The sequence below is a fragment of the Pseudomonas sp. Ga0074129 genome, from assembly GCA_001465025.1.
Taxonomy (GTDB): Bacteria; Pseudomonadota; Gammaproteobacteria; order Pseudomonadales; family Pseudomonadaceae; genus Aquipseudomonas.
This window is the reverse complement of sequence record LNDO01000068.1, coordinates 29,910-48,196: the sequence shown is the minus strand read 5'-3', so window position 1 is coordinate 48,196 and position 18,287 is coordinate 29,910. Positions and strand designations below refer to the sequence as shown.

General features: G+C 57.5%; 15 protein-coding genes and 1 pseudogene. 12 read left to right on the top strand and 4 right to left on the bottom strand.

Annotated features, from left to right (window positions below; genetic code table 11):
* Window positions 1–23 precede the first annotated feature (23 nt).
* The gene (gene icd / locus AUK77_RS07750; protein WP_296127874.1) at window positions 24–1,280 is read right to left on the bottom strand and encodes an NADP-dependent isocitrate dehydrogenase; all 1,257 of its coding nucleotides are present in this window, start codon (window positions 1,278–1,280) and stop codon (window positions 24–26) included.
* A gap of 362 nt (window positions 1,281–1,642) precedes the next feature.
* On the opposite strand from icd, the gene AUK77_RS07745 reads away from it, so the two are divergent.
* The 11 genes and pseudogenes from AUK77_RS07745 (at window position 1,643) to AUK77_RS07695 (ending at window position 13,834) form a co-directional block, all read left to right on the top strand.
* Window positions 1,643–3,868, top strand: coding sequence for an NADP-dependent isocitrate dehydrogenase (locus tag AUK77_RS07745; protein WP_296127872.1), 2,226 nt, complete (start codon window positions 1,643–1,645; stop codon window positions 3,866–3,868).
* Between the two features lie 124 nt (window positions 3,869–3,992).
* The gene (locus AUK77_RS07740) at window positions 3,993–4,433 is read left to right on the top strand and encodes an NUDIX hydrolase (RefSeq protein ID WP_296127871.1); all 441 of its coding nucleotides are present in this window, start codon (window positions 3,993–3,995) and stop codon (window positions 4,431–4,433) included.
* A 61-nt stretch (window positions 4,434–4,494) separates the two neighbouring features.
* Entirely contained in the window at window positions 4,495–5,613 is a 1,119-nt protein-coding gene (mnmA, locus tag AUK77_RS07735; RefSeq protein ID WP_296127867.1) for a tRNA 2-thiouridine(34) synthase MnmA, read from the top strand.
* Window positions 5,610–6,230 carry a high frequency lysogenization protein HflD gene (hflD, locus tag AUK77_RS07730; protein ID WP_296127863.1) on the top strand — a complete coding sequence of 207 codons (621 nt, stop codon included), beginning with the start codon at window positions 5,610–5,612 and terminating at the stop codon, window positions 6,228–6,230. The genes mnmA and hflD overlap by 4 nt, the downstream gene beginning before the upstream one ends.
* Before the next feature lie 40 nt (window positions 6,231–6,270).
* Window positions 6,271–7,092: a DMT family transporter gene (locus AUK77_RS07725; RefSeq protein WP_296127947.1), complete on the top strand. Its 822-nt coding sequence runs from the start codon at window positions 6,271–6,273 to the stop codon at window positions 7,090–7,092.
* Between the two features lie 75 nt (window positions 7,093–7,167).
* Window positions 7,168–8,538, top strand: coding sequence for an adenylosuccinate lyase (purB, locus tag AUK77_RS07720; protein ID WP_296127862.1), 1,371 nt, complete (start codon window positions 7,168–7,170; stop codon window positions 8,536–8,538).
* 78 nt (window positions 8,539–8,616) lie between these two features.
* Complete coding sequence (locus AUK77_RS07715; RefSeq protein WP_296127859.1) at window positions 8,617–9,783, top strand: cupin domain-containing protein; 1,167 nt, start codon at window positions 8,617–8,619, stop codon at window positions 9,781–9,783.
* Window positions 9,776–10,201, top strand: a complete 426-nt coding sequence (locus AUK77_RS07710; protein ID WP_296127858.1) for a GNAT family N-acetyltransferase — start codon at window positions 9,776–9,778, stop codon at window positions 10,199–10,201. Before AUK77_RS07715 ends, AUK77_RS07710 begins: the two co-directional genes overlap by 8 nt.
* A gap of 8 nt (window positions 10,202–10,209) precedes the next feature.
* Window positions 10,210–10,842 carry a histone acetyltransferase HPA2 gene (locus tag AUK77_RS07705; RefSeq protein ID WP_296127856.1) on the top strand — a complete coding sequence of 211 codons (633 nt, stop codon included), beginning with the start codon at window positions 10,210–10,212 and terminating at the stop codon, window positions 10,840–10,842.
* Window positions 10,839–11,648: a secretin N-terminal domain-containing protein gene (locus AUK77_RS07700; protein ID WP_296127854.1), complete on the top strand. Its 810-nt coding sequence runs from the start codon at window positions 10,839–10,841 to the stop codon at window positions 11,646–11,648. Before AUK77_RS07705 ends, AUK77_RS07700 begins: the two co-directional genes overlap by 4 nt.
* Before the next feature lie 627 nt (window positions 11,649–12,275).
* A pseudogene (locus AUK77_RS07695) lies at window positions 12,276–13,834 on the top strand (isocitrate lyase).
* A 441-nt stretch (window positions 13,835–14,275) separates the two neighbouring features.
* Here AUK77_RS07695 and AUK77_RS07690 read toward each other — a convergent pair.
* On the bottom strand, window positions 14,276–14,923 hold the full coding sequence (locus tag AUK77_RS07690) for a hypothetical protein (protein ID WP_296127851.1): 648 nt from the start codon (window positions 14,921–14,923) through the stop codon (window positions 14,276–14,278).
* 101 nt (window positions 14,924–15,024) lie between these two features.
* Between AUK77_RS07690 and AUK77_RS07685 the strand changes: the two genes are divergently transcribed.
* Complete coding sequence (locus tag AUK77_RS07685) at window positions 15,025–15,810, top strand: TSUP family transporter (RefSeq protein ID WP_296127848.1); 786 nt, start codon at window positions 15,025–15,027, stop codon at window positions 15,808–15,810.
* Here AUK77_RS07685 and nudC read toward each other — a convergent pair.
* Window positions 15,778–16,605 (bottom strand): NAD(+) diphosphatase, encoded by an 828-nt coding sequence (nudC, locus tag AUK77_RS07680; RefSeq protein ID WP_296127845.1) that lies wholly within the window; start codon window positions 16,603–16,605, stop codon window positions 15,778–15,780. The genes AUK77_RS07685 and nudC overlap by 33 nt on opposite strands.
* Window positions 16,606–16,607: 2 nt before the next feature.
* The gene (locus AUK77_RS07675) at window positions 16,608–18,287 is read right to left on the bottom strand and encodes a ferrous iron transporter B (RefSeq protein ID WP_296127842.1); all 1,680 of its coding nucleotides are present in this window, start codon (window positions 18,285–18,287) and stop codon (window positions 16,608–16,610) included.

The window sequence follows — 18,287 nt, the reverse complement described above, 5'->3', positions numbered from 1 at the left end:
GCCTTCTTCTGCAACGGTTTGGCTTACATGTGCGAAATCATGGCGTCGCCGAATTCCGAGCAAGACAGCAGCTTGGCGCCGTCCATCAGGCGCTCGAAGTCATAGGTCACGGTCTTGGCACCGATGGCGCCGTTGGTGCCTTTGATGATCAAGTCAGCAGCCTCAACCCAGCCCATATGGCGCAGCATCATTTCAGCCGAAAGAATCAGCGAACCTGGGTTCACTTGGTCTTTGCCGGCGTACTTCGGAGCAGTACCGTGGGTGGCTTCGAACATGGCAATGGTGTCGGACAGGTTGGCACCTGGCGCAATACCGATACCGCCCACTTCAGCCGCCAGAGCGTCAGACAGGTAGTCGCCGTTCAGGTTCAGGGTGGCGATCACGTCGTACTCGGCCGGACGCAGCAGGATCTGCTGCAGCATGGCGTCGGCGATGGCGTCTTTAACGATGACGTTCTTGCCGGTTTTCGGGTTCTTGAACTGCATCCAAGGACCGCCATCCAGCAGGGTCGCACCGAATTCTTCAGCGGCCACTTCATAGGCCCACTCTTTGAAGGCACCTTCGGTGAACTTCATGATGTTGCCTTTGTGCACGATGGTCAGCGACTCACGGTCGTTATCAACCACGTACTGCAGCGCCTTGCGCGCCAGACGCTTGGTGCCTTCTTTGGAGACCGGCTTAACGCCAATACCGCAATCCTGATCAAAACGGATCTTGGTGACGCCCATTTCCTCTTTGAGGAATTTGATCACCTTGTTGGCTTCAGACGAACCCGCTTTCCACTCGATACCGGCATAAATGTCTTCCGAGTTCTCACGGAAGATGGTCATGTCGACATCGCCAGGCTTTTTCACCGGGCTTGGCACGCCTTCAAACCAACGCACGGGGCGCAGGCAAACGTACAGGTCGAGTTGCTGACGCAGGGCCACGTTCAGGGAACGAATGCCACCGCCCACCGGCGTGGTCAGCGGGCCTTTGATGGAAACAACGTAATCTTTGACAGCGTCCAGCGTTTCCTGAGGTAACCACGTGTCCTGATCGTAAACTTGGGTGGCTTTCTCTCCGGCGTATACTTCCATCCAGGAGATTTTGCGCGCGCCGCCGTAGGCTTTTTCAACAGCAGCATCGACGACTTTGATCATGACCGGACTGATATCAATACCGATACCATCACCCTCGATGTACGGGATGATCGGGTTGTTCGGAACGTTCAGGGATGTATCGGCATTTACGGTGATTTTGTCACCGGTGGCAGGCACCTGGATCTTTTGGTATCCCATGCTGGACTCCGTCTTGTGGTTAAAACAGTCAGATCACTCGAGAGTAACCCACTTGAATCGGGCGAAACCATATGTTCATTGGTCTTATGTGCCAAGGCATTCTGCGTCGCGCTGTCGCAATGATATACTCGCAGGATGACTAACAGGTCATAAGGAGCGGATCTTCTAACCAAGCTATCCGCCTCTTGAAACCGTGGAACTGCTACAGCGGCTCAACGGCTCGAAACGCTCAACACTCTACTAGCGCATCCAACATCACCGCAGCAAGACCTCGACCTCTGGCTCATTAACGCGAGCCTCAGCGCCTACCCGTGCATGTCGTGTGTCTATGCATGCTCAGCAAAGAAGAGAGTTAACTCTAAATGTCCACCCCCTCGAAGATCATCTACACCTTCACCGACGAAGCCCCGGCCCTTGCGACCTACTCGCTTCTACCTATTGTAGAAGCCTTCGCTGCCTCTGCCGAGATTGCCGTCGAAACGCGCGACATCTCTCTTGCAGGGCGAATTCTTGCAAGCTTTGCTGACCAACTGGGTGCCGACAAGCAGGTCGACGATGACCTCGCCAAGCTGGCCATACTGGCCACTTCGCCAGACGCCAACATCATTAAATTACCGAACATCAGCGCCTCGGTGCCGCAACTCAAAGGCGCAATCGCCGAGTTGCAAGCCCAAGGCTTTAACATCCCGAACTTCCCTGAAGATCCGCAAACAGATGCGGAAAAAGATATCAGCGCCCGCTACAGCAAGGTGTTGGGTAGTGCGGTAAATCCGGTACTACGTGAAGGTAACTCCGACCGCCGCGCACCTGCAGCCGTGAAGGCTTTCGTGCGTAAGCATCCGCACTCCATGGGCAAGTGGAACATGGCCTCGCAATCTCATGCCGACTATATGCGCGGCGGTGATTTCTTCTCCAGCGAGCAGTCGATCACCATGGCCAAGGCCGGTGACGTGCGCATTGAATTCGTCGGTAAGGACGGCCAAGTCAAGGTCAAGAAACAACTCGCCCTGCAGGAAGGCGAAGTCTTCGACAGCATGTTTATGAGCTGCCGCAAGCTGCGTGAGTTCTTCGAGCGCACCCTGCAGGAATGCAAGGACACTGGCGTGATGTGGTCCCTGCATGTCAAGGCGACGATGATGAAGGTCTCGCACCCGATCGTCTTCGGCCACGCTGTCAGCGTTTACTACAAAGATGTCTTCGACAAATACGGTGAGTTGTTCAAAGAACTGGGCGTCAACCCGAACAACGGCATCAGCAGCGTCTACGACAAAATCAAATCCCTGCCGGCCTCGCAGCAGGAAGAAATTCTTGATGACATCCATGCCTGCTACAGCCACCGCCCGGAAATGGCAATGGTCGACTCGGTCAAGGGCGTCACTAACCTGCACATCCCTAGCGACGTAATCGTCGACGCCTCGATGCCCGCGATGATTCGCAGCTCCGGGCAGATGTGGGGTAAAGACGGCAAACTCAAAGACACCAAAGCGGTGATGCCGGAAAGCACCTACGCGCGCATTTACCAAGAGATGATCAATTTCTGCAAAACCAACGGCGCGTTCAACCCAACCACCATGGGCAGCGTACCGAACGTTGGCCTGATGGCGCAGAAGGCCGAAGAATATGGCTCTCACGACAAGACTTTCGAATTGACCGAAAGCGGCATCATGCGTGTCGTCGCAGCCGACGGCACGGTGCTGATGCAGCATAACGTTGAAGCGGGTGACATCTGGCGCGCCTGCCAGACCAAAGATGCGCCGATTCGCGACTGGGTCAAACTGGCCGTTACCCGCGCGCGCCAGTCCGGCACTCCGGCAATCTTCTGGCTCGACCCAGAACGCGCCCATGACCGTGAGCTGCAAAAAAAGGTCGAAACCTACCTGCAGGAACACGACCTGACCGGCCTGGACATTCGCGTCATGGACTACAACCAGGCCATCCGCGTGAGCATGGAGCGCTTGATTCGTGGCCAGGACACCATTTCGGTGACCGGTAACGTGCTGCGTGACTACCTAACCGACTTGTTCCCGATCATGGAACTCGGCACCTCGGCCAAGATGCTATCCATTGTGCCGTTGATGGCCGGCGGCGGCATGTACGAAACCGGTGCTGGCGGCTCCGCGCCCAAGCATGTGCAGCAGTTGATCGAAGAAAACCACCTGCGTTGGGACTCGCTCGGCGAATTCCTCGCCTTGGCAGTTTCTCTGGAAGAAACCGGGATCAAGACCAACAACCCAAAAGCCAAACTCCTGGGCACCACCCTGGATGCGGCAACGGGTAAGTTGCTGGACAACAACAAGTCGCCTTCACGCAAGACCGGCGAGTTGGACAACCGTGGCAGCCACTTCTACTTGGCGCTGTACTGGGCTCAGGAACTGGCCGCGCAGAACGATGACGCTGAACTGAAAGCACAGTTTGCGCCGCTGGCCAAAACCCTCACTGAGAATGAAGCGACCATTATTGCCGAACTCAGCGCTGTGCAGGGCAAGCCCGTAGACATCGGAGGCTACTACCGCTCCAACCCGCAATTGACCAGTCAGGTCATGCGCCCAAGCGCGACATTCAACGCTGCGCTCGCCGCCTTGAACTAAGGCGCACCACCCGCGCGCTCAGCGCGGCAACACCACAAGCCCCGGCCTTCGCGCCGGGGTTTGTGCATTGAGGGCTGAGAGAATCAGGATATGATCGCCTTTTTTCACAACAGGCAGCATACCCATGCAATGGCAACCGCATATCACCGTGGCCACGGTTATCGAAGACCAAGGCCGTTTCCTGTTGGTCGAAGAAATAGCCGAAGGTCGAGCAGTGTTTAACCAGCCTGCCGGGCATTTGGACGCCAACGAAAGCCTCTTGCAGGCCGCCATACGTGAAACGCTTGAGGAAACCGGCTGGGATATCGAGCTGACTGGTGTCACCGGTATTTACCTGTATACCGCACCCAGCAATGGCATCACGTACCAGCGCATTTGCTTTGCCGGCAAAGCCCTGCAACAACGCCCCAATCACCCGCTGGATGACGGCATCATCGGCCCACGCTGGCTGAGCCGAGATGAACTGGCCGCCCAACCCGAACGCTGGCGCAGTGAACTGGTGCTGCGCTGCATCGACGATTACCTCAGCGGGCAGCACTTCGACCTGTCGCTGATTCGCGATTAACGGCGCGAGTGCGCAGCCTGTTAGAATCGCCCCCTCTTTTTTATCGCACGCAAATATCCCCATGCCAGATCCAACCACTCAGCGCGTCATTGTCGGCATGTCCGGCGGTGTTGATTCCTCAGTATCGGCCTTGTTGCTGCTCGAACAGGGCTACCAAGTCGAAGGCCTGTTCATGAAGAACTGGGACGAAGACGACGGCACTGAATACTGCACCGCCATGGATGATCTGGCCGATGCCCAAGCGGTGTGCGACAAGATCGGCATCAAACTGCACACGGCTAACTTCGCTGCAGAGTATTGGGACAACGTCTTCGAGCACTTTTTGGCCGAATACAAGGCGGGGCGCACGCCCAATCCGGACATCCTGTGCAACCGCGAGATCAAGTTCAAAGCCTTCCTCGATTACGCGCTGATGCTCGGTGCCGACCTGATTGCCACCGGCCACTATGTGCGCCGTCGTGATATCGACGGGCGCACCGAACTGCTCAAGGGCCTCGACCCTAACAAGGACCAGAGCTACTTCCTGCATGCGGTCGGCGGTGAGCAGATTGCTAAAACCCTGTTCCCGGTGGGCGAGTTGGAAAAACCAGCCGTGCGCGCCATCGCTGAAAAGTACCAGCTGGCGACAGCAAAAAAGAAAGATTCAACGGGCATCTGCTTTATTGGTGAGCGCCGCTTCAGCGACTTTCTCAAGCAGTACCTGCCGGCCCAGCCCGGCAACATTGAAACCACTGAAGGCGAGGTTATCGGTCGTCACCATGGCCTGATGTACCACACCATCGGCCAGCGTCAGGGCTTGGGCATTGGCGGCCTGAAAGATGCCAGTGATGAGCCTTGGTACGTGCTGCACAAAGACCTGTCCCGCAACGTCCTGGTGGTCGGTCAAGGCAATGAACACCCGTGGTTGTTTAGCCGCGCCCTGCTCGCCTCGGATATTTATTGGGTTAACCCGATTGATCTGAGCGCGCCTCGCCGGCTGACTGCCAAAGTGCGTTACCGCCAGCAAGACCAAGCCTGCACACTGGAAAAAACGACCACCGGCTACAGCGCGGTTTTTGCTGAGCCACAACGGGCGGTCACACCGGGTCAATCCGTGGTGTTTTACGACGGGGACATCTGTTTGGGCGGCGGCGTGATCGAAACCGCCGAACCTTGGACCGAGCGGGAGCACCGGGCATGAATCAAATTCGCGAACAATTGATTGCCCTAGGTGCTGTCTTTGAGTCCGCAGCACTGGTCGACAATTTGGCCAGAACCGGCCAAGTCAGTGAGCCTGCAGTGGCCTGCCTGATCAACAGCCTGTTGGTGCGCGACCCCAAGGACACGCTGGAGGTTTATGGCGGCGACGACCTTTATCTACGTGATGGCTACCGCGCACTGGTGGGCGCTCTTGAACGCGATCCGGCCAGCCTGCAACGCGACCCTTTGCGTTACGCCCTAGCGCTGCTGGCCCTGGAGCGACAGCTGGATAAACGTCCCGACATGCTCAACGTCATGGGCAGCCGACTGGACCAGGTGCAGCAGCAGGTCGAACATTTTGGCCCGGTGCATGAAAATGTCATCGCCAATTGCGCCAGCCTGTATCAGGACACCATTAGCACCTTCCGCCAACGGATTCAGGTACAAGGTGATATGCGCCATCTGCAGCAAACCAACAATGCCGCGAAGATTCGCGCCCTGCTGCTCACCGGCATTCGCTCGGCGCGCCTGTGGCGACAGCTAGGCGGGCATCGATGGCAAATGGTGTTTAGCCGCGGCAAATTGCTCAAGGAGCTCTACCCGCTCATGCGGACCTGAAGCATGAGCGCGCGCCTTCAAACCCCTTCAAGGCGCTGCTCTGCTTGCCCTCTCCGCCCTGCTCTTTTCGCTGATGGGGCTGGGCATTCGTGAGGTTTCCACCGGCGTCAACAATGAGTCTGTGGTGTTCTGGCGCAATCTTGTAGGGGTGCTGTTTTTTCTGCCGCTGGTGTTGCTCAAGGGCGTTAGGCCGCTTAAAACCGCTCGGCTCAAATCTCACCTCGGCCGCACCCTGTTCGGCCTGGCGGCGATGTATTGCTTCTTCTATGCCATCGCCCACCTGCCCCTGGCTGATGCCATGCTCTTCACCTACTCAGCCCCGGTGTTTACTCCACTGATTGCCTGGTGGTGGCTTAAGGAACCGCTGAGTAAACGCATGCTGCTGACAACCGGTATCGGCCTTATTGGCGTGCTGTTGGTGGCCAAACCTTCAGCCGCATTACTCGACAGCCATGCATTGATCGGGCTGGCAGCCAGCATCTTGGCGGCCCTCGCTTTTGTGTCGATTCGCGAGATGAGCGACACAGAACCTGCTTTTCGTATCGTGTTCTATTTTTCTCTGTTCAGCGCCCTGATCTCGGCTATTCCGCTGACGTGGGCTTGGCAACCCCTGACACAAGCGCAGCTGGGCTTGCTGCTGGTGATCGGTCTGTTGGCAACCGCCAGCCAGATCATCATGTCCAAGGCATACAGCCTCGCGCCGCCTGGCCAGATTGGCCCCTTTGCTTACCTGGCCATTGTCTTCGCCGGGTTGATCGCCTGGCTACGCTGGGGCGAAGTGCCTGATTTGACCTCGCTGCTTGGTGCTGCGCTGATTTTCAGCAGCAGCCTGCTGTCGATTAGTCTCAGCAAGCGCCGCTGAAGCAATCGCGGCCGGCCGCCCTTTTATGTATGATACGCGCCCTTTTCAACGCCCGATTGTCCGAGAACGCCTCCCATGCAGCTTTCCTCGCTCACCGCGGTTTCCCCCGTCGATGGCCGCTACGCCGGCAAAACCAGCGCTCTGCGCCCTATTTTCAGCGAATACGGCCTGATCCGTTTCCGCGTTATGGTTGAAGTGCGCTGGCTGCAACGCCTGGCCGCCCACGAAGGCGTGGCCGAAGTGGCACCTTTCTCCGCCGAAGCCAACGCCATACTCAATGAGCTGGCGGACAACTTCGCCGTCGAGCACGCCGAGCGCGTCAAAGAGATCGAGCGCACCACCAACCACGACGTTAAAGCCGTCGAGTACCTGCTCAAAGAACAAGCGGCCAAGCTGCCTGAGCTGGACAAAGTGAGTGAGTTCATCCACTTCGCCTGCACCAGTGAGGACATCAACAACCTGTCCCACGCCCTGATGCTGCGCGAAGGCCGCGACACCGTGCTGCTGCCGCTGATGAAGCAGATCGCCGGCGCCATCCGCGAGCTGGCCGTCAAGTTCGCCGGCGTGCCGATGCTGTCGCGCACCCACGGTCAGCCGGCCTCGCCGACCACCCTGGGCAAGGAACTGGCCAACGTCGTCTACCGCCTGGAGCGCCAGATCGCCCAGGTGGCCGCCGTGCCGCTGCTGGGCAAGATCAACGGCGCCGTGGGCAACTACAACGCCCACCTGTCCGCCTACCCGCAGATCGACTGGGAAGCCAACGCCCAGCAGTTCATCGAAGGCGACCTGGGCCTGCAATGGAACCCCTACACCACGCAGATCGAGCCGCACGACTACATCGCCGAGCTGTTCGACGCCATCGCCCGCTTCAACACCATCCTGATCGACTTCGACCGCGACGTCTGGGGCTACATCTCCCTCGGCTACTTCAAGCAGAAGACCGTGGCTGGCGAAATCGGCTCCTCGACCATGCCGCACAAGGTCAACCCGATCGACTTCGAGAACTCCGAAGGCAACCTGGGCATCGCCAACGCGATCTTCCAGCACCTGGCCAGCAAGCTGCCGATCTCGCGCTGGCAGCGCGACCTGACTGACTCCACGGTGCTGCGCAACCTCGGTGTCGGTTTCGCCCACAGCGTCATCGCCTACGAAGCCAGCCTCAAGGGAATCAGCAAGTTAGAGCTCAATGTTCAACGCATTGCTGATGACTTGGACGCGTGCTGGGAAGTGCTCGCCGAGCCAATCCAGACCGTTATGCGCCGTTATGCGATCGAAAATCCTTACGAAAAGCTCAAAGAACTGACCCGCGGCAAGGGCATCAGCCCCGAAGCGCTGCAAACTTTTATCGACGGCCTGGATATGCCAGCCGCCGCCAAGGCTGAACTCAAGCGCCTGACCCCTGCCAGCTACATCGGCAACGCAGTCGCCCAGGCCAAGCGCATTTAAGCGGCAACAGCCTCCCAGACGCCCGGCTGCGCCGGGCGTTTTCATTTATGGGTATTTATTTACTTCAAGGGCTTAGCGATGAATCCTGATACTCCGCTGCAACTGTTGGGTGGCCTTACTGCCCGTGAGTTCATGCGCGATTACTGGCAGAAGAAACCCCTGCTGATACGCCAAGCCATTCCTGATTTCGAGAGCCCAATCTCTCCAGATGAGTTGGCGGGTCTGGCACTCGAAGAAGAAATCGAATCGCGCCTGGTAATTGAGCACGGCGCACACCCCTGGGAACTGCGCCGCGGCCCGTTTGCCGAGGACGCGTTTGCCGAGCTGCCAGAGCGCGACTGGACCTTGCTGGTGCAGGCCGTTGATCAGTTCGTCCCGGAAGTGGCTGAACTGCTGGAAGCGTTTAAATTCCTGCCCAAGTGGCGCATCGACGACGTAATGGTCAGCTTCGCCGTACCCGGTGGCGGCGTAGGCCCACATTACGACAACTACGATGTGTTTCTCCTGCAGGGCTACGGCAAACGCCGCTGGCAGGTTGGCCAGATGTGCGATTCCGATAGCCCGATGCTGCAACACGCGGATCTGAAGATCCTTGCCGAATTTGTTAAAACTGAAGAATGGGTTCTGGAGCCCGGCGACATGCTTTATCTGCCGCCGCGCCTGGCCCACTGTGGTACCGCTGAGGATGACTGTATGACGTATTCCGTAGGCTTCCGCGCACCTAGCGCTGCTGAAGTCCTGACCCATTTCACCGATTTTCTCGGCCAATTCCTGCCTGACGAAGAGCGCTACAGCGACGCAGACGCCGTGCCGACCAGCGACCCGACGCAGATCCAGCGCGACGCGTTGGATCGCCTCAAAGCCCTGCTCACCGAACACATGAGCGATGAGCGTCTGCTAATGACCTGGTTCGGCCAGTTTATGACCGAACCCAAGTACCCGGAACTGATTGCGGGTATCGAAATCGACGCCGAGGCTTTCCTCGCCAGCCTGGACAATGGCGCGATACTGGTTCGCAATCCCAGCGCGCGTATGGCGTGGTCGGAAGTCGGCGATGACTTGGTACTGTTTGCCAGCGGTCAGAGCCGCCTGCTCTCGGATAACCTGCGTGAACTGCTGAAACTGGTGTGCGCGGCAGACGCATTACACATCGAAAACCTTGGCCCATGGCTGGCCAACGACGAAGCGCGTAACCTATTTGTCGAACTGGTTAAGCAAGGCAGTCTGGGGTTTGCGGATGAGTGATATACAGGTTCGTTTGGCTGATTGGCAGAAAGATAACGCCGCTCTTCGGCGTATTCGTGAAATCGTATTTATCGCTGAACAATCCGTACCGGCGGAACTCGAATGGGATGCCGAGGACGCCGATGCCGTGCACTTTCTCGCCCTTGAGGGTGACTACCCGATTGGCACCGCGCGCCTGCTGCCCGACGGGCATATTGGTCGGGTCTCGGTACTCAAAGACTGGCGCGGTATGAACGTAGGTGTAACGCTGATCCAAACAGTGCTTGCCGAAGCCGAAAAACGCGGCCTGACTCAGCAAATGCTAAGTGCACAAGTTCATGCGACGGCATTCTATGAAAAACTTGGTTTTGCCATCGTCAGTGACGAGTACCTTGACGCGGGCATTCCGCATGTAGACATGGTGCGGCACAGCCACTAGAGGCCTCTATGCGCGACGAAAACGCCCCGACTGAGCAAACCGAAGGCCATGAGTTGCCTGCCATCGAGTTTGAATCACCGGGGCGTTTTACTGTGCACAACCCAGCCAACGCAGCAGCCGATTCGGTCTTGCATGAGCCCGCCCCCTTTACGCTCGGTGCTCACACCTCATTGGAGCGTTTCAACCAGCCGGATCAGGCTCGCGCGCACACCCTCGCCCTGCTGCAACAAGCTCAACGTAGCCTGTGCATCTACAGCCATGACCTAGAGCCCTGGCTCTATCATCACAGCAGCGTGCAACAAGCTTGCACGCGCTTTCTGCTGGCGAGCCCGCGTAATCAGCTGCGTATTTTGCTGCGTGAGCCGGGGCGCGCCGTCAAGGAAGGCAGCCGTTTGCTCAGCCTGTCACGCCGCCTGTCGTCTAACTTGCTGATCCGCAAGCTCCACCCGGACTACCCTAATGAAGCGCTGGCCTTTCTACTCGCCGACGACAGCGGACTTTTGCTACTACCTGAGTTAGGCCAGCCAAGCGGATATGCGCTGTACCACGACCCTATTCGCAATCGCCAACGCCGTGCCCAATTTGAGCAGGCTTGGGATACCAGCATCACCGATGCCGATTTACGGAGTTTTTTGTTATGAAGGCTCGCGCCCTGTTTACCGCCGTACTGATCACGTGCAGCCTGTCGCTGAGTGCTGCAACCGAAGTCATACCGCTCAATTTCCGCACAGCGGATGAAGTGCTCAGCGTGGTGCAATCGGTGTTGGGCCATGAGGGCCGCGTGAATGCCTACGGCAATCAGCTGATCGTCAACGCCGACCCGGCAAAGATTGAGGAAGTGCGCACCCTGCTGCAGCAAATCGACACCGCGCCACGTCGCCTGTTGATCAGTGTTGATACCCAGGAATCTGGCTTCCAGAGTGATCGCGGCTACAGCGCTAACGGCAGCATCAGCAGCGGCAATGGCGAAGTCCAGATCGGCCAGGGTGAGGTCAACGGCCGCGATCAGGTGCGCATTATTCGTCGCACGACCGACAGCCGTGGCGGTGGCACTCAGCAGGTGCAAGCGAGCGAGGGCTACCCCGCGTTAATTCAGGTCGGCCAGAGCGTGCCAATAACCACGCAAGGGCGCGACATGTATGGCCAACCCTATAGCAACACCCAGTATCGCAATGTCACACGCGGCTTTTATGTCACCGCCAGCCTAACGGGTGATCGGGTGCATATCACTATCAGCAGCAATCGGGATCGCTTAAGCCAGACACAACCAGGGACGATCGATATACAAAACACCGATACACGCGTAAGCGGCCGTATTGGTGAATGGATCGCTATCGGCGGTGTCAGTGAGCAAAGTCAGAGCGAACAGAGCGGCTTTGTTCAGCACCGCGCAACTCAAGGACGCGAAGACATGAACATGCGCGTCAAGGTTGATGTGCTGCAGTAGGTTTCCGGCCCTGTGGGTTAGTGCTCAACCGTGCAATTTGAGTCCGCCTGTCGCCTAGCGCCGCGACGTTGTATCGAGACGGCAAGCACTGCTTCCCCGAACCGCTTCGTAACACCCACTGCAGAGCGGCTAAGCCCCGCACAACATGACTGGACGGTCGCATTTTAATTTATGTAGTAGTCACTCGAAAGCCACTGCAAAATAATTGACGAACCCATTAGGCAGAGGCATCATTGCACCGCTCCCGCTAATCAGAGGCGCTGAAAAGCCCTCCGAGTCGCGCTCAAACTTACCGTCAGAGCCGATTTGCGTTGTAAAGCCCACAAGGCCGTCCGATGAGATTGCGACTGGAACGAAGTTGTCCTGAGGGACGGGGAAGCGTTTAGCAACAGTGCGCAAAGCGCCTAGCAGGTTGACACATCGAGCGGCATCCACGAGCCGGTTTTATCGACGTGACTCACAACCTACTCTGCCAGCGTGTTGTTCAGTTCGTCGCCCTCCTCTCGGATCAATTCCGTCTAAAGTCGATTTCTCGGCGTCTGCAGTGAGCTACAACAGCCTCCGGCAACACAGGTGTTAAGTGGGAAAGCCGGTGCTTAACCAAACACATACTTTGAAGGATTGACCATGTCAGCTTATCAAAACGACATCAAAGCCGTTGCCGCCCTGAAAGCCGCTGCTGGCAGCAGCTGGAGCGCTATTGACCCTGAGTCCGTGGCCCGTATGCGCGCTCAGAACCGCTTCAAAACCGGTCTGGAAATCGCTCAGTACACAGCCGACATCATGCGCAAAGACATGGCTGAGTACGATGCTGACTCCTCCGTCTACACCCAGTCGCTGGGTTGCTGGCATGGTTTCATCGGTCAGCAGAAGCTGATTTCGATCAAAAAGCACCTGAAAACCACTAACAAGCGCGTTCGGATTTCGGTCCGCTGCCGGATCAGTCCATGCACGAGAAAACTTCGGTTTCCGGCCTGATCGAAGAGCTGTACACCTTCCTGCGCCAGGCTGACGCCCGTGAGCTGGATCTGCTGTTCACCGCTCTGGACGCTGCTCGCGCTGCTGGCGACAAAGTCAAAGCAGACGAAATCCAGGCTCAGATCGACGGTTATGAAACCCACGTCGTACCGATCATTGCCGACATCGACGCTGGTTTCGGTAACCCAGAAGCCACCTACCTGCTGGCTAAGAAGATGATCGAAGCGGGTGCTTGCTGCATCCAGATCGAAAACCAGGTCTCTGACGAGAAGCAGTGCGGCCACCAGGACGGTAAAGTGACCGTTCCTCACGCCGACTTCCTGGCCAAGATCAACGCTGTGCGTTACGCCTTCCTGGAACTGGGCATCGACAACGGTGTAATCGTTGCGCGTACCGACTCCCTGGGTGCTGGCCTGACCAAGCAAATCGCTGTTACCAACCAGCCGGGCGACCTGGGCGACCAGTACAACTCCTTCCTGGATTGCGAAGAAGTTTCCCCTGCGGACCTGAAGAATGGCGACGTGGTTCTGAACCGCGAAGGCAAGCTGCTGCGTCCTAAGCGTCTGCCGTCCAACCTGTTCCAGTTCCGTGCTGGCACCGGTGAAGCGCGCTGCGTACTGGACAGCATCACTTCGCTGCAGAACGGCGCTGACATGCTGTGGATCGAAACCGAGAAGCCACACGTTGGTCAGATCGCCGAAATGGTTGACGAGATCCGCAAGGTAATCCCGAACGCCAAGCTGGTTTACAACAACAGCCCATCGTTCAACTGGACCCTGAACTTCCGTCAACAGGCCTACGACGCATTCGTAGCTGAAGGCAAAGACGTTTCCGCCTACGACCGCGCCAAGCTGATGAGCGTTGAGTACGACGAAACCGAGCTGGCTCAGGTTGCTGACGAGCGCATCCGCACCTTCCAGCGTGATGGTTCGGCTCGCGCCGGTATCTTCCACCACCTGATCACTCTGCCGACTTACCACACCGCCGCGCTGTCCACCGACAACCTGGCCAAAGGTTACTTCGCAGACCAAGGCATGCTGGCTTACGTGAAAGGCGTTCAGCGTCAGGAGATCCGTCAAGGTATCGCCTGCGTTAAGCACCAGAACATGTCCGGCTCCGACATCGGCGACGCTCATAAAGAGTACTTCGCTGGTGAAGCAGCTCTGAAAGCAGGCGGTAAAGACAACACCATGAACCAGTTCAGCTAAGAACAGGTTCACTCAACCGAGGCCACGATCAAGGTTGAGTGTGTTGAGAAAACCCCAGCAGAGATGCTGGGGTTTTTTTATGGCTTCTTAGCCATGGCGTATTGAAACGCGAGCCCCCTTCCCCAAGCACTGAACGCAGTGCATCAATACCCTTTTTTCAGAGCATGCACTCACGCAAACTGAGCTTTTAGGCAGATTCAGAGCAGTTGAATAGGTGGGTGGTATTGCTGGCGGATCGGTTTAGACCGACACAATGAAATCCGGCAAGGCAGGCTAGGTTCTGGCTTTCGCTGCGCTACACCAGCCGACGTATCGCTGCGCCAAGACGCAGGTCTGCGCCGAATTTAAATACTTGAAAGCATTGCGCATGCAGGTGAACCAGGCTGCTCTCAACCTCGACCAGTTGGAGGCGTGGCGGCCATCAGCAGCAAACGCCAGAGCTTACTGCCATTCTTTGAGCGCCTGCTTGGCCGCAGGGTTCATCGGCTCAGCCAAAAGGCCTGCCGGGGTCTGATTGATGCGATAAACCGCCTCATCAGCAAGGGGCAGGAAATTAACCCGCCTGGCTTGGGCGTCAAATATAAACAGATCACGCTGCCCCACGCGTAGCCAACGCCAGAGATCGACTCCGTAGGGGCTTTCGGCGAGCTGAACGCGCGTGTGCTGAGCCAGCGTTTGTTGCTCGATAGAAAGGAATCGGCCTGATAACTTTTCCAGCCGATAACCCGGCTGCAACCCGATCAGCGCCGCCAGACCTTTCCATTGCAAAAAGCGCGCATCAAGCTGCCAAAGATCGCCCTCCAGTGTGAAGGTGCGCTCTTTAGCGCCCTCCAGCACACTGACCCGATACACAGGCCCCTCGGCTTTGAAGCTCAGGGTCGCCAGCGGCTTATCCGGAGCAATGGGGGCATAACTGCGCATGTCATTGGCCAATAAACCAATCAGCCCCGCAAGTGCCACGAATGCCAAGCCGCAGGTGCCTCTGAGCCAGCCCAAGAACCAGCTGCGGTTGAATAAAATACGCAGGGCAATAAACGCCGCAAGTAAGGCCAACAATGCTGTAGCCCATGCCAGTCCGCCATATTGCATTGCGATGCATTCCTTATCTGTTTAATTCTCGGCATTATGCGCAGCTGTCTGGCTGGCGAACAGCCGGCGTCACGCACAATTAGACGCAGAGCGTGTTTTACATGCTATTCCCATTTGAACTGGGCATTGAGCTGTCGACCCTGGCCATCTTGGTTGTGGTTGCATTCACTGCCGGATTTATCGATGCCATTGCTGGCGGCGGTGGATTGCTGACCATTCCAGCGCTATTGACCGCAGGCATCCCGCCGCACCTGGCGCTAGGCACCAATAAGCTGTGCGCCACCTTCGGCTCGGCGACGGCCAGTTACACCTTCTACCGCCGCAAACTGTTTAGCCCGGGTCAATGGCGCCATGCCCTGGTCGCTACTGCAATCGGCGCATGGTTAGGGGCTGTTTTAGCCCACTGGTTGCCATCGGCTTGGCTGAACCAGTTACTGCCCGTGGTGGTATTCGCCTGCGGCCTGTATCTGCTGTTTGGCAAAACACCAGACGTGAAAAGCTGCACAGATGCGCCCATCGCCAAAGCCCGTCAGTGGCCGCAAGGCTTGGCGCTGGGGTTTTACGATGGTGTGGCAGGCCCCGGAACAGGTGCCTTTTGGACTGTCAGCAGCCTGATGCTTTATCCGCTCGACTTGCTGCGTGCCAGTGGCGTGGCCCGTAGCATGAACTTTGTGAGTAATGCCTGCGCCTTGAGCATTTTTATCTTCAGCGGCCATGTGGTGTGGCTACTGGGAATTTGCATGGGGCTGGGCTTGATGGTGGGCGCATACCTCGGCGCGCGAACCGCCATTAAGGGCGGCTCGCGGTTTATACGACCGGTATTTATTCTCGTGGTACTGGCGCTGACGGCACGCCTAGCTTGGCAACACTGGTTCGGGCTGGCCTAGCCGACGCGCTACGTAGACATCAATCAGGTGGCGGGCAATCGAACGAGTCGCGGGCAGTGGCGGCAGATCATGCACGTTGAACCAACCCGCGTCCTCTATTTCGTCAACCTGCATGACGATATCGCCTGATGCATATTCGGCATGAAAGCCAAGCATCAACGAATGGGGAAACGGCCAGCCTTGGCTGCCCATGTACTGAAGGTTGTGCACCTCAACCCCAACCTCTTCGCGCACTTCACGCACCACACAATGCTCAACAGATTCACCGGCTTCGACAAAGCCGGCCAGGGTGCTGTAAACGCCGGGCACAAAGCGCGGCGAGCGTGCCAACAGCACTTCATCACCACGGGTTACCAACACAATCATGCTAGGTGATAACCGCGGGTACAGCCTGAGTTCGCATTGCGCACAATGCATGGCGCGCTCGCCGTGAACTGGTTGCATGGCGCTACCACAACTGCCGCAAAAACGATGGTGACTGGCCCAAGTGCCAATCTGCGTGGCATAGCTGAGGAGCCTGAAGGTGTCCGCATCGCCGTGGAGTAAAAACTGACGCAGGCTCTGCCAGTTACAGCCCGGCATATCGAAGGTTTGCCCCAACTCCAGCAGGTAAACCATATCACCGGCAAAATGACCAAGCCCGTGTTCAGCCAAAATGGGCAAGTCTTGCTTTTTTAACCACTCGCGGGGGAATAGCACACCGTTGCTGTCAGACAGGAAGTGTTGCTTGAAGTGAACCACTGCCCACCCGCCCGGCTGGGCAGCATCAAGCACGGACGGTTGCCAAACAGACATGCTTACTCCTCCAACGGCATGCCCAGCGCGCGAACACTGTCGGCGGCCAGATCAAGCACACTGGGTTTGGTTTCCGGACGCATCACCGCCCCGGCTTCGAGGTAATACTCAAGGCTGCTCAGGGCATCGGCCAGGGTTTCCAGCATTTGTTCGGATGGCATCTGCGGAGCATCGAGCATGTGTTTCTGGATGTAGTCGGCGCAAGCCCCAACCAGCAACGCGGCGCGACTTTGATTGAGGAACCACAACCCGCCCCTCACGGCTTGCAGGCTGAACGGCACGTTCGAGAGGTGCATGCGATCCCCCCCCGACTCCAGATAAGCCGTAATCGCACGTTTGGCCAAGGCTAACCCTGCTTGCGCCTCATCAACCACAACGATGCGCGCTTCCTTCAGTTGGTGCTGCGCGAATGAATCGGCCTCATCACCCGGTTGCACTTGGGCCAGGCGAGCATCGCTGCGCTCACCACGTTCCAGGCTGGCCACCATGCCTTCAACGTACAGCACAGCATCAGCCAGTTTGTGCAATTCATTAGGCTGCGGCTCTGCGCCCTCACACCAGCTGGCAACGGTTTGCAGTTGTGCGTTGAGCGAGTTACCGGCCGAACTCAGGCCAACCATGCCGAGCGTTTTGCTCAACTTACCCAGTTGGGCGTGCAAGCCGTTGAGGCTATCACTCTGCAAGGTGCCGCGCTCAATCAGGTCCAGCATGTCCTTGACGCTGTTTAGCTCTTCACGAATAGCCGAACTCAAGGAGCGCATCACCGACTGCCCAGGTCCTGCCAGACGCTGGTATTCCTCTTCCAACAGGTGATCGGTAAACGGCATCGGCATTAAGCCGAAAACCTCACGAAGGGCACTGGCCTGTGGGCCTTGGGAATCAGCCAAAGCGACCAAATAGAGCAACTCTTTGAGCAAATTGCGCGGAGCTTCGTATTGACCGTTGGCCAGCATTTGCTTGAGTTCACGATCAAAACGCGAGAACAGCTGCTTACGTGATTTTCGCGCAAGCAACTGCCCCACCACCTGCGACTCGATGGCGGCTGCACCTACCCAGCAAAGTCGCCCCCGCGGCTCATTGGCAAACAGGCTGTCGAGACGTCCCAGCGCGCGCCCCATCAATTTGAGACTGGCCTGTGGATTTTGCTCACGGATAAAACCCAGCAAACCCACTTGGTACATATGGCGCAGACGCCTGCCCTGGGTTTCCCGCGCGGCACCATCAACGTCAGCCGGCGCGGTACGTGGGCGGGCATGATCAAGGCGAACGCTGAAGAAAAAACTTTCTGGCAATGCCGGCTGGCTGCCCGCCTGACGCAGATCATTGATGGCCGGCAACAAAAGCTCTGGCATTTCCTGCCGATGGGCCTCGACGTTTTCCAGATACCGACGCAGCACATGCAAGGCATTGCTCAGCGCCGAAAGCTGCACGTCGCGCTCTTCACCGGCGCCTGCTGGAATATCAGTAGCTTGGTCCAAGACTTCCTGAGCCAGCAGTTCGGCCCCAGCCAGCTCAATCAGATTCAGCGTTCCACGCACCTGATGCAGACTTTCCACAGCTTGCTGCAGCAGACTGCCATTGTTACGGTCGGCGATGAATTGCTCGAGACTCGATTCAGCCTCTTCGATGGTGGCGAACAATTCATCACGCACCAAATTGAGCGACGTGGCTCCAGATACCAT

Bases quoted from the DNA above. Each gene is read 5' to 3' on its own strand.
- icd (WP_296127874.1), bottom strand. From the start codon at position 1,280: ATGGGATACCAAAAGATCCAGGTGCCTGCCACCGGTGACAAAATCACC.
- AUK77_RS07745 (WP_296127872.1), top strand. From the start codon at position 1,643: ATGTCCACCCCCTCGAAGATCATCTACACCTTCACCGACGAAGCCCCG.
- AUK77_RS07740 (WP_296127871.1), top strand. From the start codon at position 3,993: ATGCAATGGCAACCGCATATCACCGTGGCCACGGTTATCGAAGACCAA.
- mnmA (WP_296127867.1), top strand. From the start codon at position 4,495: ATGCCAGATCCAACCACTCAGCGCGTCATTGTCGGCATGTCCGGCGGT.
- hflD (WP_296127863.1), top strand. From the start codon at position 5,610: ATGAATCAAATTCGCGAACAATTGATTGCCCTAGGTGCTGTCTTTGAG.
- purB (WP_296127862.1), top strand. From the start codon at position 7,168: ATGCAGCTTTCCTCGCTCACCGCGGTTTCCCCCGTCGATGGCCGCTAC.
- AUK77_RS07715 (WP_296127859.1), top strand. From the start codon at position 8,617: ATGAATCCTGATACTCCGCTGCAACTGTTGGGTGGCCTTACTGCCCGT.
- AUK77_RS07710 (WP_296127858.1), top strand. From the start codon at position 9,776: ATGAGTGATATACAGGTTCGTTTGGCTGATTGGCAGAAAGATAACGCC.
- AUK77_RS07705 (WP_296127856.1), top strand. From the start codon at position 10,210: ATGCGCGACGAAAACGCCCCGACTGAGCAAACCGAAGGCCATGAGTTG.
- AUK77_RS07700 (WP_296127854.1), top strand. From the start codon at position 10,839: ATGAAGGCTCGCGCCCTGTTTACCGCCGTACTGATCACGTGCAGCCTG.
- AUK77_RS07690 (WP_296127851.1), bottom strand. From the start codon at position 14,923: ATGCAATATGGCGGACTGGCATGGGCTACAGCATTGTTGGCCTTACTT.
- AUK77_RS07685 (WP_296127848.1), top strand. From the start codon at position 15,025: ATGCTATTCCCATTTGAACTGGGCATTGAGCTGTCGACCCTGGCCATC.
- nudC (WP_296127845.1), bottom strand. From the start codon at position 16,605: ATGTCTGTTTGGCAACCGTCCGTGCTTGATGCTGCCCAGCCGGGCGGG.
- AUK77_RS07675 (WP_296127842.1), bottom strand. From the start codon at position 18,287: ATGGTATCTGGAGCCACGTCGCTCAATTTGGTGCGTGATGAATTGTTC.